Annotated in this window: 15 protein-coding genes and 1 pseudogene; 9 read left to right on the top strand and 7 right to left on the bottom strand. The window is 61.5% G+C overall.

Features of this window, described 5'->3' with window-relative positions:
* Window positions 1–60: 60 nt before the first annotated feature.
* Window positions 61–848, bottom strand: a pseudogene (locus YU9_RS49810) (IS5 family transposase).
* 593 nt (window positions 849–1,441) lie between these two features.
* On the opposite strand from YU9_RS49810, the gene YU9_RS41265 reads away from it, so the two are divergent.
* The 4 genes from YU9_RS41265 to YU9_RS0110780 all read left to right on the top strand — a co-directional run bounded on the left by YU9_RS41265 (window position 1,442) and on the right by YU9_RS0110780 (window position 5,440).
* Window positions 1,442–3,172 carry an adenylate/guanylate cyclase domain-containing protein gene (locus YU9_RS41265; RefSeq protein ID WP_198028226.1) on the top strand — a complete coding sequence of 577 codons (1,731 nt, stop codon included), beginning with the start codon at window positions 1,442–1,444 and terminating at the stop codon, window positions 3,170–3,172.
* Window positions 3,173–3,220: 48 nt separating this feature from the next.
* Entirely contained in the window at window positions 3,221–4,063 is an 843-nt protein-coding gene (locus tag YU9_RS44575) for a phosphatase PAP2 family protein (RefSeq protein ID WP_198028225.1), read from the top strand.
* A gap of 114 nt (window positions 4,064–4,177) precedes the next feature.
* Window positions 4,178–4,780, top strand: a complete 603-nt coding sequence (locus tag YU9_RS0110785) for a papain-like cysteine protease family protein (RefSeq protein WP_027572834.1) — start codon at window positions 4,178–4,180, stop codon at window positions 4,778–4,780.
* A 30-nt stretch (window positions 4,781–4,810) separates the two neighbouring features.
* Window positions 4,811–5,440: a hypothetical protein gene (locus YU9_RS0110780; RefSeq protein ID WP_156951810.1), complete on the top strand. Its 630-nt coding sequence runs from the start codon at window positions 4,811–4,813 to the stop codon at window positions 5,438–5,440.
* Window positions 5,441–5,922: 482 nt separating this feature from the next.
* Here YU9_RS0110780 and YU9_RS0110775 read toward each other — a convergent pair whose 3' ends face one another.
* The gene (locus YU9_RS0110775) at window positions 5,923–6,300 is read right to left on the bottom strand and encodes a hypothetical protein (protein WP_027572832.1); all 378 of its coding nucleotides are present in this window, start codon (window positions 6,298–6,300) and stop codon (window positions 5,923–5,925) included.
* Between the two features lie 352 nt (window positions 6,301–6,652).
* Here YU9_RS0110775 and YU9_RS0110770 point away from each other — a divergent pair, with 352 nt between their 5' ends.
* Window positions 6,653–7,099 carry a hypothetical protein gene (locus YU9_RS0110770; protein ID WP_245266342.1) on the top strand — a complete coding sequence of 149 codons (447 nt, stop codon included), beginning with the start codon at window positions 6,653–6,655 and terminating at the stop codon, window positions 7,097–7,099.
* 1 nt (window position 7,100) lies between these two features.
* On the opposite strand, the gene YU9_RS0110765 is transcribed toward YU9_RS0110770, so the two are convergent.
* Together YU9_RS0110765 and YU9_RS0110760 are read right to left on the bottom strand one after the other, a co-directional pair.
* A complete protein-coding gene (locus YU9_RS0110765; RefSeq protein ID WP_027572830.1) occupies window positions 7,101–7,763 on the bottom strand; it encodes a hypothetical protein in 663 nt (220 codons plus the stop codon).
* Window positions 7,764–7,825: 62 nt separating this feature from the next.
* Window positions 7,826–8,563, bottom strand: coding sequence for a metallophosphoesterase family protein (locus YU9_RS0110760; RefSeq protein ID WP_027572829.1), 738 nt, complete (start codon window positions 8,561–8,563; stop codon window positions 7,826–7,828).
* A 193-nt stretch (window positions 8,564–8,756) separates the two neighbouring features.
* Here YU9_RS0110760 and YU9_RS0110755 point away from each other — a divergent pair, with 193 nt between their 5' ends.
* Window positions 8,757–9,383 (top strand): transglutaminase-like cysteine peptidase, encoded by a 627-nt coding sequence (locus tag YU9_RS0110755; RefSeq protein ID WP_027572828.1) that lies wholly within the window; start codon window positions 8,757–8,759, stop codon window positions 9,381–9,383.
* A gap of 11 nt (window positions 9,384–9,394) precedes the next feature.
* Here the strand turns inward: YU9_RS0110755 and YU9_RS0110750 are convergent, their stop codons facing one another.
* The 3 genes from YU9_RS0110750 to YU9_RS0110740 form a co-directional block, all read right to left on the bottom strand.
* A complete protein-coding gene (locus YU9_RS0110750; protein WP_245266341.1) occupies window positions 9,395–10,390 on the bottom strand; it encodes a hypothetical protein in 996 nt (331 codons plus the stop codon).
* A gap of 418 nt (window positions 10,391–10,808) precedes the next feature.
* Window positions 10,809–11,084: a hypothetical protein gene (locus tag YU9_RS0110745; protein WP_027572826.1), complete on the bottom strand. Its 276-nt coding sequence runs from the start codon at window positions 11,082–11,084 to the stop codon at window positions 10,809–10,811.
* A 76-nt stretch (window positions 11,085–11,160) separates the two neighbouring features.
* Window positions 11,161–11,604 carry a hypothetical protein gene (locus tag YU9_RS0110740; protein WP_245266340.1) on the bottom strand — a complete coding sequence of 148 codons (444 nt, stop codon included), beginning with the start codon at window positions 11,602–11,604 and terminating at the stop codon, window positions 11,161–11,163.
* A 395-nt stretch (window positions 11,605–11,999) separates the two neighbouring features.
* On the opposite strand from YU9_RS0110740, the gene YU9_RS0110735 reads away from it, so the two are divergent.
* The 3 genes from YU9_RS0110735 (at window position 12,000) to YU9_RS0110725 (ending at window position 15,464) form a co-directional block, all read left to right on the top strand.
* Window positions 12,000–13,202, top strand: coding sequence for a polysaccharide biosynthesis/export family protein (locus tag YU9_RS0110735; protein ID WP_027572824.1), 1,203 nt, complete (start codon window positions 12,000–12,002; stop codon window positions 13,200–13,202).
* 127 nt (window positions 13,203–13,329) lie between these two features.
* Window positions 13,330–13,947, top strand: a complete 618-nt coding sequence (locus tag YU9_RS0110730) for a hypothetical protein (RefSeq protein WP_245266339.1) — start codon at window positions 13,330–13,332, stop codon at window positions 13,945–13,947.
* A gap of 29 nt (window positions 13,948–13,976) precedes the next feature.
* Window positions 13,977–15,464: an O-antigen ligase gene (locus YU9_RS0110725; RefSeq protein ID WP_027572822.1), complete on the top strand. Its 1,488-nt coding sequence runs from the start codon at window positions 13,977–13,979 to the stop codon at window positions 15,462–15,464.
* The last annotated feature ends 166 nt before the right edge of the window (window positions 15,465–15,630 follow it).

Genomic DNA, 15,630 nt, shown 5'->3' with positions numbered 1-15,630 from the left:
CGGAAAAGTGTGCAGCGGTTTTCCGAAAAGATCATGCTCAAACAATAACCTAAAGCGCGATTAGCGATTCATCCTGGGACGCGGACTCATAAAGACGCAGCCATAGCCTGAAAGACGCAGCCATAGCCTGATTGACGCGAGCTGAACGAAGGCAAGGTAGTTGGCGGCCAGCCTGTCGTAGCGCGTCGCCACCCGACGACATTGTTTGATCCTGTTGAAGAACCGCTCGACCTGGTTGCGAGCACGATAGAGATAGGGGCTCAAGCAGACCGGGTCGCTGCGGTTGCTTTTCGGCGGATGTTGGCCCACGAGCCCTTCTTCATGGCAAGCTCCCTGGTCCAATCCGCGTCATAGCCACGGTCGGCAAGCAGCATTGACCCGGATTTGAGACGAGAGAGCAGTTTTCCGGCAAGTCGAACGTCATGGGCTTCACCGGGGCTCAGCGCCAGCCGTACTGGCAGACCATGCCATCGACTACCGCATGGATTTTGCTCGTGAAGCCGCCGCGGGACCTTCCCATCGATTGGCGCTGGTTCCCTCAGGCTCCATGTTGATGCAGGCGGACAATGGAGGTGTCGATCATCTGGACAGCGGCATCATGGGCAGTGGCGAGCGCTTCTATGATACGGCCCCAAACACCGGCCCGCCGCCACCTGACGAAGCGGTTCTAGCAAGTGGTGTATGGCCCAAACGCCGTCGGCAGATCACGCCGAGGGTGTTCCTGATCGGAGGACCCAGAAGATGCCATTCAGGACCCGTCTGTCGTTCACCCGAGGAACGCCACGCGGCTCGTTCGGCAGCATCGGCTTGATGGCGGTCCATTCATAGTCGGCGAGTTCGTAGTGCATGATTCGAGCCCCCAGTTCGGGAGTTTGAATCACGGCAGTCCGGCCAAACGCAACGCTCTTGGCGCGCCCCTGCTACGGCGCTTACGGACAGGAGCGGACAACAACCTGCCCTCAATCTCTGCAAAACCGTCGAAAATGAACCCGAAGCCGACCTTGGCAGAGCGGCGAACTAAAGAGGTCCCATCCAGACCGCCGAATTGGACCCCGCCAGCTTCGCCTGGCTCGCGCGCTGCCACTTCCTCTTCGTGACACCACACTCCTGAAGGCAAGCCGACTTTCAATCGCAAGTGGTTGTAGCGGTGCCACTTTACGCGTCAGCCATCGCGTGTGATTTCGGTAGCGTCCCGATGAAATTGCGTCTAGCCTATTGTCGATTGGTTCATACGACGAGGCTCTGTTCGGCGAGAGAATCCGCCGACGAGCGACATTCCTCGCGAGGATCAATGAAATCAGTGCCTTCGAGCGTTGCTCAATGTTCGCCGAACACTGCCAATGACGGCGGTGCGACGACGTTGAGCAGTTGCGCGCAACAGGACTCTGATCCCTCAATAAGCGCTGTCCCCGAGTTCGAAAGACCTTTCCGAGCTGTTCTTGTGGCTGACGTGGTCAGCTATACTCGGCTCATGGAAGCTGCGGAGGTCGAGACGCACAGTCGTTATCGGGCCCTTCGTGTCAGCGTAATAGACCCCGCCTTGGTTAGTCGAAGAGGCGAGATTGTTAAAAATACAGGCGATGGTTTCGTTGCGGTGTTCGAGAGCCCGGCAGATGCCCTCCGCTGCGCCTCTGAGCTGCAGCGGGAAGTCACTGGGTTTGAGGCTCAACAACCTCCCGAGCGCCGCATCGCTTTTCGCATCGGTGTTCATTGGGAGCCGGTTATCTTCGATCTGAACGATGTTTATGGACATGGCGTCAACATCGCAGCACGCCTGCAATCCGTCGCTCCCGCTGGTGGCGTTGTGGTCTCCTCTGTCCTTCTGAGGATGGCCTCTGATCTGAGCGAGCTCAAGTTCGACGACTTGGGCGAACTCCATCTCAAGAACCTGTCACGGCCTGTTCACGCCTTTCTCCTCCGCATGCCGGGAGTAGACCGCAGTACAGTGCGCGGCGCTTCCAGAAAGCTCTCGGGGCGCGCCAAATTGCCTTCCATAGCTGTTCTTCCGTTCACGAATATCTCCTCGGAGGTCGGCGACAGCTATTTTGCCGAAGGCTTCGTCGAAGACATTATTGTTAGCTTGAGTAACATTCGGGAGCTGCTGGTCGTATCACGTGGGTCGACGATGCCATTTCGGCAGCGAATAGTTGATCCCGTTGAGGTGAGCGAAAAGCTTGGCGTTCGCTATTTCGTTAGCGGTCGCGTTCGCCGGTCGGGGAAGCGGATCCGGCTCTCGGTCGATTTGGTCGATGTCACCTCCGGCTCCGTCGTGTGGGCGCAACATTATGACGCGGACCTCGCGGACGTCTTCGGTGTACAGGACGAAATCGTCACTAGCATCGTCGAGAAAATCGCTGCTTACGTCCGCCGGGCCGAAGTCAAACGTGCGCTGCGAAAAACTCCCAAGAGCCTGAACGCATATGACTATCTCCTCCGTGCGCTTGACCTGCTCTACAAATTCGATTTCGCGAGCTTTTCGCAAGCCAGGGGACTGCTCGAGAAGGCCATAGAGGAAGACCCTGAGTACGCGGCGCCGTACGCGTACTCTGCGAAATGGTACAATTTCAGCATCGCAGAGGGCTGGTCGTCAGATTTCGATGCGGATTCGGCTGAGGTGATCCGGCGATCCAATTGCGCCATCGAAAGAGACCCGCACAACGCTCTCGCGCTCGCGATTCAGGGGCACGGGAAGAGCATGTTCTTCCGCGACTACGACAGCGGATTGGATCTGTGTGAGCGTGCTCTCGCCATATCCCCAAGCAACTCGTGGGCATGGGTGTTCAGTAGTGGGACGCCCGGATTCATCGGCGATGCTCCAACCGGAATTGCCCGGGCGGAACACGCGATCCGGCTGTCGCCGCTTGGCCAACAGGCCTTTTTCAATTTCTGCCTGCTCGGCCAAAATCATTATCTGAACGCAGCTTTTGATGATGCCATTCGCTGGTCAAAAAAGTCTTTGAACCTCAGTCCACGTTTTGGAAACGCCGCACGAGTCTTGGCCGCCAGTCTGGTCGCTGTTGGTCGCGTGGATGAGGCGCGGCAAGTGTCGCTGCACCACAAGCACATCCTGCCCGCCTTTAGAGTATCGGACTACGCACGCCGTTGTCCGTTCAAGGAGCCTCAGGGGTCTTTGTATGTAGAGCGTTTAAGAGCAGCTGGGTTGCCGGATTGAAGGGGCAGGAGCCCGGCTCAGGTTGTTAGCCCCTCGATGGAGAGCGCGATGACTGATGTCGAAGGCGGCGGAGTCGGCGGGGGTGGCGGTGGTGGCGGCGGCGGCGGCGGCGGAGGCGGTGGGGGCGGCGGAGGCGGCGGCGGCAACGGTTCAGTGAGCGGCGGTTACGTTGGCGGCGGAGTCCCCCCACGTCCCTTCCCAATCTTCGAGGGCCTGTGTCCCATCCAGCCTGATCGCTTGAATTACGAAGCGACATTCCCTGAATCCGCTTGGCGGCCTGACTTTTTTGCTCAGATAGCATTGGCCGAATTCGGCAGAACTGATTGGCAAAGCATAGATGTCAGGGGTCCGCCGACCAATCACGCCGTCATTTTTGCGGAAATCGAGGATCTTCTTGGGCCGGCGATGGATGATCGCGACGATTTGGCAAATGAGATCATTGACCAGGACGTCAGACTCGTCGGGTATTTTGCGCAGGTCCTCATGCTCTCGCCGTCCGCGCATCCAAATACGATCAAGATCATTGAGATGGCTGACCATGTCGGGCTGATGGTCGCCGTCTATTATAAGCTCAAGTTCAATCGTGCGCGGCCGCAACAGGTGTGTCCGGCGCTTTTTCCAATGATTGCCTCTCCCTGGCACGCCTCCTATCCAAGCGGACATTCGCTTGAGGGTCACCTGATGGCGTTGTCGCTGGGAGAGATTATGCCCGGCGCTAAGAGCGCACTGATGGCACTGGCCGCGCGCATCGGGAGGAATCGCGAGGTCGCCGGCGTCCACTACTCAAGTGACACCGCTGCTGGGAAGGAAATTGCTGAATCCGTGTTTCTGTACCTCAAGGAGTGCGCCACTTTTAGCGCGGTGCTCGATGCGGCAAAAAAAGAGCACTGAACGTAGTACAACGCCGCGCAGCCGAAATTGCATCGCTTGACTGTGCGACGAAGCACCAAGCGATGAGCAGTACTTGAAGTCTGACTTATCGATTTCAGCCTGGAGGGAATTGCCATGGGCGAGTTGGAGGAAGTTTCCGTAATTGACAGGACGCGGATTCCGCTGGACCTGGGCTTTGAGGAGCCGGAGCTGGAGACGACAACCGAGGCGCTGCATCCCAATTTTACGATGCAGCAACAGTGTCACGACTACTGGTGCTGGGCAGCCGTCGCTTCCAGCGTCTCGGGTTTTTACGACGAGGCCAGTCCTTTCACGCAGTGCCTCATCGCCAATCTCGTGCTTAACCGGCAAGATTGCTGCGATTTCGCTTGCGGCATTCCGAATTTGGAATTCGATGTGCCGCACACGCTTGGGGCACCACTCAACCAAGTCGGTTGCCTCGGTGAACTGGCCCTCGACCACCGCGCGACACGAATGGACGTGCAGCAGGAGATCAACGCAGGCCGGCCCCTTTGCGTACGCACGGTTTGGTCCGGTGGAAATGGAGGGGCGCACTTCCTGGCGATAGTTGGATATCTGCCGGATACCGACAGTTTGGTCCTTGAGGATCCCTTTTACGGCCCGACACCCGAGATCAACTATGACCTATTTTGCACACGGTACCAGCACGCGCGCGGTGTTTGGAAGGATTCCTACTTTACGAAGGCTCCTGATTAGCAAATCGCCTCTACGGAAGGAGAGAACGAGATGCCAATTCATCCCAGCGATCCTCCGGCGGCTGCCGTCGAAGCCGTGAGACGAGCGGTGGCCAGCCGCGCGGGCAAATCGAAATTTCCGCAGTCCAACCTTTCCGCTGCAGACCTCCGTGCGGTATCCATTTCTATGCCGCATCGGGTCGCCCACCTGCCACTTGAAAATATCCATCGCGCAGCCAGCCTCAGGACGGCCGCGATACTGGATAACTGGAGATTTCTTGTTCATGAGACGAAGCGGCGCATTGTCGCCGACAATGATGAACGAGAGGAGCCCGTGCCAATTGCTGTTGCCACAATGGTCACGACCAGAGCGGGGACGTACGAACTGGGTGAGTTGAACGAAGGGCCATTTGTGGCGGCAACCGAGGAAGCGATTCGCCGTGCCGAGAAACTCCCCGAGGTTCAGAAAGGACGCTTCGAGGCTGTATTGCTCATCGTGCCAGCGGTCTACGTGGTAGCGCTCTGGCTGCAAGATCAACATGGCGATGCGGACCTCTTGCTGACGATGCCGCCATCGAACACGGCGTTGATGCCGTACCAGCCGATGACGTCGCCCGCATTCCTCGACATCGTGCACAAGCTTGCTCAGAGGGTCCCTTCCGATGACGTTACGAGAGGGTGACCGCGGTCACCTCTTTTCAAGTGCCATGATCGAAATACCGAGAGTGTAAGACAATGCGCGCGAGAAACGGAGTGAAGGCGGCGCGACTTCACTAGGGCAGTCCGGTCGTCAAATGATATGAGGCGCACGAAATCCGCAGCACCGCCTTCGGCCGCAGGGCGATGCGCTCGAGGCCACGGAAAACGCATTCCGATGGTGCGTGTCGGCCGCCCAGAGGAAATCGCGAACGCGGTTCTTTAAGCTATGCAGCGGCGCTGCGAGTCATGTGACCGGCGAGTCCATCTCGGTCGACGGCGGCCTCGTCATGCGTTGGAGTCGTCTTCTGGCCCATCGCGACATATCGCGCTGCCGCACGGAGTCGGTCGCGATAGGGGCAAAGCAGACATTGCTTTATCGCATCACGCGGCCGGGTTTATGGGTACACGGCCTAGCCGCATCGCGCTCTAGTCTAGTCGCGCTGAACACCAGGATCCCAGCGCGGGCTATTGCGGATTGACCTCGACCTCCAGTGTCGATGTCCCTGCAACGTTACGGTTCTTGCCCGAGATCAGCAGTGTGAACTTGTCGCTGCCGCGCGTTTCGTTTTCTGCCGAATAGCGGAAGCCGGATCCGAGCACCGCCAATTGTCCCCGCGATGGCCCGATCACGACCGATACCTTGAAGATCTGCATGTACGACCAACGCAGGCCCTGGATGCAGTCCGCCCCAGGGGCGATCGACATCGTCCATTTCACCGTATCGTACGACAAGGCGAAGGGGGTCCGTTCCTTGATGCAGAGGGGACTGGCGTGCGCCGCGAGGCCAGGGATGGCGGACGCCACAACGGCAACACCTAACAGCAATACCGGCCTTGCACGCATTTTCGGTAACTCCACGAGCGGATGCCGAAACTTAGCAGCAATGACCTAATGCGGTCTTAGAACGGAGCTGTTGCCTTAGGCCGATCATACGATCCTGGATCTCGGGGACACCAATCATCCGGTCGGCCTTTCCCAGACCATGCCATCCTACCCCTGTTTTGCCCGACGGATCAAACCGAATTTCGGAAAGGCGTAACCCATTGATTTGGCTGATGCCGGCTACTGTGCATGGGGTTGTTTTTCGATTTTTTGAGGGGACGGCCGCAGCGCTCTTAAAATGTTGCAATTGGCAACCTCATAAGCTGAAGTTGCGGCGGCCTCGCTGTGCTCGGCCCACTTGGGAGTCATCGGAGTGCGATCCACCCGCCGCAAGTCCGTATCAGATCGCCGGATGTCGGCGCGCGCGCCGGTGAAGGCGACCGTGGCCGCCGCTGTCGGATTGGCCCTCTATGCCTGTCCGCTCTTATGCCTTGCTCAGACCGAGCCGGAGCCGTCCGTCAACGACTATCTTCCACCAAGCGAGCCGGAAGTCTCGCGCGACGAATGGCGGCAGCGGATCGAGGACGCGCGGCGCCGCGCCAAGGAGGTCTCGCGCGAGCGGAGGGAGCATCCGGAGCTCTACAAGCCAATTCCGGAAGATCCGGACCTTGTCGCGACCGAACGTCTCCTTCGCGACGACAGCCTGCAGCGAGGCGACGTCGTCGCGACCAAGAAGGGCATGTTCGTCTACCAGGGGCGATCCGATCAGCCGCGCCGCGATCAGGACTTCGTGCCGGTCAACCCGAAATCGGTGCGCTGAGTTAGTACCGCCGCAAGATCTCGTTGAATTTGGGATCGGTCACTTTCGTCGTCTCCAGCAGCAGCGACTTGCCTTGCGGCGTTGCCTGCACATAGGCCGCGATCAGCAGGGGCTCGTAACGCGAGCGATTGGCCAGCGCCGACCGGATGTCGGATTGCGCCAGCAGCTTGACCTCTTCGTCGGTTGCAGCGGCACTCGAGGTCACGGTCTGGACGCGAGAGAAGGCAACGTCGCTCGGCACCGACCCGGTCAAATAGGACATCTTCACTGTGGGCGTGACCGCCTCACCGGCCTGAGCCTGCAGCGTGACGAGCGTGAGCCACAGCGCGGGCCGGATCGGTGAGACTTTCAAGGCGGCGATGACCGCGGCTTGGACCGTCTTGTTCGCGCTGGCCCTTCCGCCTGCGTCGATCGACGGACGGTGAAGAATGTCAGCGGCCATCGCTGCCGCATAATTCGCCAGCAGATCGCCATCCCATGAGAAAGAAGCCAAGACACCTGCGGCCGCCAGCTTGGCCTTGTCCGGCGGAATCTCGCCCGAGAACAAGTCGCTGGCGCGAAAGTTCGGTCGTACGAGATCGCCATAGAACGCCATGCCGGCGTGAAGCGCCAGCACGATTGCGGTGCAGATGCCGATGACGCGAAGCAGGTTGATGCGGGTCATGGAGGAATTGACGAAGCCTGTGCGGGCGAGCCAACGACGGGATTGAGGTTAAGCCGGAGCCCTCAAATTGCGAGCAGACTATCGCCTTGGATCGTGAGCAGCGTCAAGTTTCCGGTCGCGTAGGCGCCGGTGTCGATGTTGATGCGGTTCGGGCGGATATCGGGCGCGCTGACCGGCGTATGACCGTGAACGATATATTTGCCGAAGCGCTCCTCGGAGGCCAGGAATTCCTCACGGATCCAGAGCAGATCCTCATCCTGCTGGCGATCGAGCGCGACGCCCGGCTTGACACCGGCATGGACGAAAAAGAAGTCGCCGCAGGTGAAGGACGAGGGCAGTTGCTGGAGGAAGGCCAAGTGCTCCGGCGGCAGCGCGCGTTTCAGTCCTTCGATCAGCTCGACCTGCTGCTCCGCGGACGGATTCATGGTCGGCGTGATGCCGTAGGAGACGAGTGTCAAGAGGCCGCCATAGTGGCGCCACTCCTGCAGGCGGGCGGGATCCTTGAGCACCTCGAGCAGGAAGACCTCGTGGTTGCCCTTCAGACAAACCGTCTCGTGCGACTTCGAGCGTTCGATCAAGAGATCAAGAACGGCGCGTGAGTCCGGGCCGCGGTCGACATAGTCACCGAGAAAGACCTGAATGGCGCGTTCGGGGGCCGAGCGGGCAAGATCGACGTCGATCACGGTTAACAGCGATTGAAGCAAGTCGGCACGGCCATGCACGTCGCCGATCGCATAGACGCGAACGCCGTCGGGAAGCCGAGGCTTGGTCTTTTTGCGAAAGCGGCTGGAAAGGCCCATCAGGTCGGTCGAATCGCCTCGGCGTCACGAGCGGAACGTCGTGACCGCTCTTAGCAGAACAAGTCACACATCGGTATTCTTAATTGTTTGCAACCAACGCGCCCGCATTTTGATTAAAGCATCGCGCGGCCTTTGAGCCGTATTTCAAGAGGTCTCGCGTAGCGTCCTTCCCAACAAGAACGGGGAGCGCGACATGCGCAAAGTTGTAAAGTTCCTGGCGGCCGTGGCCGCTGTCGTCGTTGCTGCGGGGACGCAGCGGAGCGCGGAAGCCGCCTTTGTCGGCGCGCCCATGGGGCTGCGGGGCGCCATCCAATACATCAAGTTCGACCAGCCCACGCTGGCGCCGATGGCGTTCACCATCTTCTGCCTGAAGTACAAGGATGAGTGCAAACCGCGACCGCAGCAGATCGTCTTCCGGGGCGGACGCCTGAAGCTTACGGCCGAGCGCATGGCGCAGATGCAAGAGGTCAACCAGCGGGTCAATACCGCGATCCGCCCCGAGCCCAACCTCGAAGGGCTGCGCGGCGAGAAGTGGCTGCTGCATCCGGCGAGCGGCGATTGCAACGACTATGCTGTGACAAAACGCCACGATTTGATCGCCAAGGGCTTTCCGGCGCGCTCGGTGCTCTTGAGCGAGGTCGTGACCACCTGGGGCGAGCATCATCTCGTGGTCGTGGTGCGCACCTTCTCCGGCGATCTCGTGCTGGACAATCTCTCCGGCCACATCATGCCGTGGTCGAAGAAGCCCTACCGCTGGGTCCGCATTCAGTCGCCCAAGAACCCGAACTACTGGGCCTCGCTCGGCGATCGCGCGGTCTGATCACCCGCGCTCTATCGTGATGAGGATTGACTGACGCTCTGCGACAGCCCCAGTCCCACGATCACCGAAAGACACAGGATTGCTGCTGGGCGCAGCAGTCCGGGGCCAGCAAAGCTCTGGACGAGTGCAAAGAGAACACAGGCCGCGGCCGCAGCCGGAAAGAACGAGTCGCGTCCGCGCTGCAGGGCGCCGAAGAACAGGCGGAGCAAAGCGATCAGGCTTACCGCTATCGTGGCAGCCAGGCCGATCCATCCCATCCCCGCAAACACGGAAGTGGCCGCCGAGGGCGCGGACAAAACAGCGCCGGCATCGCTCTGATAGATCCTGCCCACCGCAGCGAAGGTCCCGGCGCCGGCGCCGAACCAGCGTGTATCGGCCAACATGCGCTCGAGGGCGGCCTTGGTCTCGGTCCCCATCTCCGGGATGAGCCGCAGGAGGATCGGTCCGGAGCTCTTCTCGAACAGGAAGGTCAGCACGATCGCCGCGCCGATCAGGGCTGCGGCCGACAACGCGCCCGCGGCCAGTGGCGACAGGTCCAGTCTGCGGATGACGAGGATCAGCAGGATCACCACGACGCCAAACGCCGCTGCGATCGCGCTGTTCGAGCCCGAAAACCCAAAGATCGCGGCAGCGCTGACCAAGGCCCCGACGAGGCCGCAAAGGCCGATCGCAACCGAGCGGAGCAAAGAGTGACGCGTTTCGGCCCGTTCAGCTGCGAGCTGCATGACCGCCAGATTGAGCATGAGGCCGAGGCCGGCCAAGGTCGTCGCGAGGTCATGGGGCGCGGCTCCAGCAAGCGCCGGCGAGAGCCGATGCAGGTCCAACATCAAGGCCGAGACCGCGGTTACTCCGCTCAGCACGAACAGAACCAGCTCGGCCCGGCCGCGGTTGCGGACCACCAGGATCGCGACGCTGAGCAACGAGACCGCTGCCAGCGCCAGCAGCAGCGCGTTCACCGTCAAGCCGATATCGGCCGTGATCGGCCCGAGCGACAGGCCGCCGAGCACGTCGCGAGCGCTGGCCCAGATGGGGTGCGCAAAGCTCAGCGGAAGCGGGGCGAGCTGGGCCGCAATGCTCAGCGGAATGGCGACCAGAATCCAGCGGCCCCACGAGGTCGCGCGGACATAGTGCTCGTAATCGGCCTTTCGCGTGCTCAAGGCGGCGGCCAGCAAGCTTAGCGCTGCGGCCACCGTCCCCAGCTGTACGCCAATCTTGGCGCCGGCGATTTCGAGAGCGGATGCGGAAACGATGGAAACGATGAGGGCAAAATAAGCGAGGGACAAACGGCGCTCGATGAGGAATCCTGAAACGATCAGGTCACCATACAAGCGAGCCGCGCGTTTTCAAGCAGAGGTCGGCCCAGGCGAACAGCGCGGCTCCGGCCATTCGCGCGCGAAGCTTCATCGCAGCGTCAGCTGCGGGTCATCAGCGCACAGTTTTGACCGGTCGGGCGAATACGCGGCCAGCGCGCGCGGCAGCAAGGCCAAAGCGAGCGCCTGACCCGAAGAGGTAGCCGCCCTGCAGGGCGATGGCTGCGAACACCAGGCCTTTAAGGCTCTCGAGCACCGTGAGATCGACCAGCAGGCCGACCGGGATGGCGGCGAGCAGCATGACAAAGGTCAACGGCAGCAGCACCAGGACCCGAAAACGTTGGCCCAGCACGGCACCTACCAAAAAGCTGAAAATCAAAAACGCGGTCATCCGAAACACTCTCCGTGTTTCGGACCCTAGGTTCCTCCCCCTAAAAAGACCCTTAAGTTGTATGGCTAAATTTGGCCTATAGGCCGCAATTTGCCAGTAATGAATTGTAGGCTTCGCGCAGCCCGTTCAGGGCCACCGTCCCCTTGATCTCGCTGTCGCTCTCCCTCACGACCACGGACAGCGAAGCCGTCGTCTGCCACTTGCCGGCGGCAAAGGCGGAGACCTCGTCGGGCAGGAGCACGGCAGCGCCCGCGGCCGCCATGTTGGCGTCGAACGTCAGCGTGCCGCCGCCGCTCGCGGCGATCGTGACCTTGGGGTGGCTCCGGGGCGGGAAGGGCCGGATCAAGGCCACCAGCACATCAATCTTGCCCTTCGGTGCGCAGCGGACGATCAGGCCGGCGAAGTCCGGGTCCGACTGGGTCGTGTCCGCCGTCTTCATGATCGCGGCGAAGCTCTCGCCGTCCTTGGCCCCTTGGGTCCGGGTGAATTTCCAGACGGAAGAGGGGGCAGGGGCGGCCACCGCAATAACGGGTGCGCCCTGGCACGCGGACCGCGCACAGGGAACGGGCCGTTCAAAGGGGCGATCTGCGCTGCCGAGGAGTGAGCCTGCCAGGAGGGTGATCAGAAGGAGGCCAGACACGGGGAATCCTACTCTTAATAGATCCAGCCTAGCAGGCGGACGCGAGGTCAAGAAGCCTCATGCTCGACACACTGAGTCCTCGGACTGGGCGGTTTGCGCGCCAACCGGGCACACGAAATACAACAAATAGTCACAAAGGGTTAAACCAGGCCCCAAACAGTGGCCCGGGCGCCACAGTAGCCCACGGATTGCTCCGTTAACCACCGGGAACACTTGTCGCACCATCCCCTAGGCCGTACCAATTTACGTCACTTGGGGAGCCTCGGGCGCGATTCATGTCATCTATTGCCAAGACCTTTGTATTGAAGCCGGCGTTCCTGGCGTTCGCTTTGGCGCTCGGGGCGTGTTCGACCAATCCGGGGTCGGGACCGCTCACGGACGACGTCAACAACAAGATCCAGACCGAAAACGCGCCGGCGTATGAGCTGGTGCCGCTCAATCCGGCGACCGTAAAAATCCTGCACACCCATGAGCCCAAGGGGCTCGCCGGCGTGTTCACCGACCGCCGTCCGCCCGCCAGCATCGTGTTCGGCATCGGCGACGTCGTCAGCGTCACCATTTTCGAAGCCGCGGCCGGCGGTCTGTTCATCCCGGCGGAAGCCGGCGTCCGTCCGGGTAACTATGTGACGATCCCGGATCAGTCGGTCGACAATGACGGCTTCATCACCGTGCCCTATGCCGGCCAGGTCAAGGCTGCGGGCCTGACGGCGGTCCAGATCCAGCGCGCGATCGTCGATAAGATCGCCAACCGCGCCATCGAGCCGCAGGCGGTCGTGGCGATGGCCTCGCAGCGCACCCAGCTGATCAGCGTGCTCGGCGAGGTTAACTCGCCGGCGCGTTATCCGGCGAGCGCGGCGGGCGCCAAGGACCGCGTCCTCGACGCCATCACCCGCGCCGGCGGCATCAAGGGCCAGGGCTTCGAGACCTGGGTCATGCTCGAGCGTGGCGGCAAGCGCGCGACCGTGCCGTTCGAGAATCTCGTGATGGCGCCCGAGAACAACGTCTATGTGCGCCCCGACGACAGCATCTACGTCTATCGCGAGCAGCAGAAGTTCCTGGCGTTCGGCGCCAGCGGCCAGAGCGGCGAGTTCAACTTCGATGCCTGGCGCATCAACCTGGGCGAAGCGGTCGGCAAGGCTGGCGGCCTCCTGGACGGTCAGGCCGATCCGGCTGCCGTGTATCTCTATCGCCGCGAGCCGCGCGAGGTTGCGGCCCAGCTCGGCATCGACGTGAGCAGGTACACCTCGGAGACGATCCCGGTCATCTTCAACGTGAACTTCCGCGATCCCGGCGGCTTCTTCCTGGCCACCAAGGTCATGATGAAGAACGGCGACATCATCTATGTCTCGAACTCGCGCAACGTCGAAGTTGCCAAGTTCCTGCAGTACCTGCGTGTGATCATGGCGACCGGCAGCGATGCCATCAATCTTGGCAACGACGCGCTGATCTTCCGCAACAACATCAAGCTGGCGCCGTAAGGCGAGGACTTGACCGACCAAAGACGATGGCACCGGGGCTTGTCCCGGTGCCATTTTCGTTTAGCAATCGAAGCGGTGCTGCTGCGCCGACAGCCCGGGATCTGATCGAGGCGCCACGCGGCACGGCGTGCCGGTCATCGGTCACCCCCGCGGTCTTGCAAGGGGCTTCATGCGCTTTCGAACATTTTGCCGTGTTCTGGCTCTCGTCCCGCTTACCTTCGGGCTTGCGCCGGTCGGGCCGGTGCTCGGCGCAGAGATGGGCGTCCGCCATCGCATCGATGTGATGGTTTCCGCCGAGCCTGACGCTCCCGTCCTGTCGCGCCTCAAGGGCGCCAGGGGCGAGCTGTCCTTCACCGTCCGCCTCTCGGCGAACTCCAAGGAGAGCAGGTTTTTCGGGATGCTGCGTCCGTCCTTCCCTGACATTATCGTGCCCGATGGCCCGGGCAAGCCGCTGGTGCAGCAGACCAAGCTCTGGGAGGAGGATGTCTGCCATCAGCGCCGCGGCCTGCCGAAGGTCACGGTGACCCAGCTCGGCGGGCATTTTGCCGAAGGGGAGGGGCGGATCGGAATTTCCGCTATCAACCGGCACATCGGCGTTCTGGTCCCGCCCGACGAATTAACCCCCGGAATAAAACTCGATCAGGGGAGTGATAGCTTTGGATTATTCTATGCGTTCCGCGCGCAGAGCCGGAACAGCCGCCTCAACGTGGATCTGAAGATCTATCCGATCGATTGCTTCCTCTAGGCGCGAGCGAAGGCTCGCAAGACATGACAATGCGCCTTTGGCTTCCCAAGATTCGCTGGTCATGGAGCTTGCCCGCGGCCTTCATCCTGTTCTTCGTGGCCGCCGGCGCGCCGTTTCCGTTCGGCTCGACCAATGATCTGTCGATCGCGTTCTGGTGCCTGTGTCTCGGGATCGCGGTGACCTTCGCGCCGACGCGCGATCTGCGGCGGCCGCATCTGTGGCTCGTCGCCGGCATCGGCGTGATCGTTGCCGCCTACGCCTTCGTGCTGCATGAGCAGCTCTCCGACCATCCCTGGGTCGCGCCGTTCCAGCCGATCTGGAAGCAGGCCTCGGATCTGCTCGGCGTGCCGATCGCCCCGTCCGCGTCCATCGTCAAGAACGAAGCGTTCTTCGCGCTCGGCGCTCCGCTCGCCAATATCCTCGCCATCGTGCTCGGCATCACCGTCGGCGCCGATTGCGAGCGCGCCCGGAGATTGCTGTGGGTGATCGCGATCTCAGGCGCGGCTTACGCGATCTACGGCGTGCTCTCGTTCCTGATCGAGCCCACCATGATCCTGTGGCGGGACAAGACCGCCTATCTCGGCAGCGTCACCGGCACCTTCATCAACCGCAACACGGCAGCGGCCTATTTCGGCTCCTGCGCGGTGATCTGGATGCTGCTGATCCTGGAGGATGCCCGCCGCCGCTTGCCGGAGCGGCACATCGAATGGCGGCGTTTGTCGCTCGATCTGCGCACGATTCCACCGAAAGAGATCCTTCCGCAGCTTGGCTGCCTGCTGATCTGCCTGATGGCGATGTTCATGACGACCTCGCGCGCCGGCGTCGGCCTGTCGCTGCTCGCGATGATCGTCGCGTTCACGCTGTTCCTGCGGAAAGACCTGCCGCCGCGCACCGGCATCTGGATTTCGCTGGGCACAGGCCTTGCCGTCGCGCTCGGCCTCTTGCAGCTGCTCGGGGGCCGCGTCTCCAGCCGCTTCGACAGCCAGGGTCTGGTCGACGAAGGCCGCGTCGAGGCCTGGAAATCGACGCTTCGGATCATCGCCGACAATCCCTGGTTCGGCACCGGCATGGGCACCTTCCAATGGGCCTTCCCGCCGTACCGCAGCCCGAACATCTCGATTCGCGGCGTCTGGGATGCCGCGCATTCGACGCCGCTGGAGCTTGCCTCCGAGGTAGGCATTCCGATGGCGCTGCTGGTGGCGCTCGCTTGGGCCGTCATGCTGCTCATGCTGGCGAAGGGCGTGTTCGGACGAAGGCGCGATGCCATCATCCCGCTGGCCGCGGCGGCCACCGCGACGCTGTCGCTGCTGCATTCGTGCCTGGACTTCACGCTCCAGGTGCCCGGCTACAGCATTCCGTTCTTTGCGCTTTTCGGCGCCGGCCTGGCGCAATCCTTCCGCACCAGGGAGGGCCGCCCCATACCGGAGACCGGCGCCACCAGGAGGCGAGGCGGGAGCCGTCCGACAACTGCCGACGCAGTGCCGCGCGCGATGCCCGAGCTTCACAAAAGTGTCTAGATTTGAAGCAGTTGCGTCGTTTACGAAGTCTTTAGAATAGATGGACAGCCCTTTTCTCTTCGGATAGGTTCCTGCACTGCACAGCCATTTGCCCGGGCCGAGAAAGCAATCGGGGCAGCTGATTTTTTGGAGGTTGATTTATGAGCATTAGCAGAATCGCGCTTCG

This window comes from Bradyrhizobium sp. WSM1743, from assembly GCF_000473065.1.
Taxonomy (GTDB): domain Bacteria; phylum Pseudomonadota; class Alphaproteobacteria; order Rhizobiales; family Xanthobacteraceae; genus Bradyrhizobium.
Note: the sequence above shows the minus strand (reverse complement) of the source record. Positions and strands in the feature narration are given on the sequence as shown.

Coding starts and splice junctions, on each gene's coding strand:
- YU9_RS44575 (WP_198028225.1), top strand. CDS start 3,221: ATGACTGATGTCGAAGGCGGCGGAGTCGGCGGGGGTGGCGGTGGTGGC.
- YU9_RS0110785 (WP_027572834.1), top strand. CDS start 4,178: ATGGGCGAGTTGGAGGAAGTTTCCGTAATTGACAGGACGCGGATTCCG.
- YU9_RS0110780 (WP_156951810.1), top strand. CDS start 4,811: ATGCCAATTCATCCCAGCGATCCTCCGGCGGCTGCCGTCGAAGCCGTG.
- YU9_RS0110775 (WP_027572832.1), bottom strand. CDS start 6,300: ATGCGTGCAAGGCCGGTATTGCTGTTAGGTGTTGCCGTTGTGGCGTCC.
- YU9_RS0110765 (WP_027572830.1), bottom strand. CDS start 7,763: ATGACCCGCATCAACCTGCTTCGCGTCATCGGCATCTGCACCGCAATC.
- YU9_RS0110760 (WP_027572829.1), bottom strand. CDS start 8,563: ATGGGCCTTTCCAGCCGCTTTCGCAAAAAGACCAAGCCTCGGCTTCCC.
- YU9_RS0110755 (WP_027572828.1), top strand. CDS start 8,757: ATGCGCAAAGTTGTAAAGTTCCTGGCGGCCGTGGCCGCTGTCGTCGTT.
- YU9_RS0110745 (WP_027572826.1), bottom strand. CDS start 11,084: ATGACCGCGTTTTTGATTTTCAGCTTTTTGGTAGGTGCCGTGCTGGGC.
- YU9_RS0110735 (WP_027572824.1), top strand. CDS start 12,000: ATGTCATCTATTGCCAAGACCTTTGTATTGAAGCCGGCGTTCCTGGCG.
- YU9_RS0110725 (WP_027572822.1), top strand. CDS start 13,977: ATGCGCCTTTGGCTTCCCAAGATTCGCTGGTCATGGAGCTTGCCCGCG.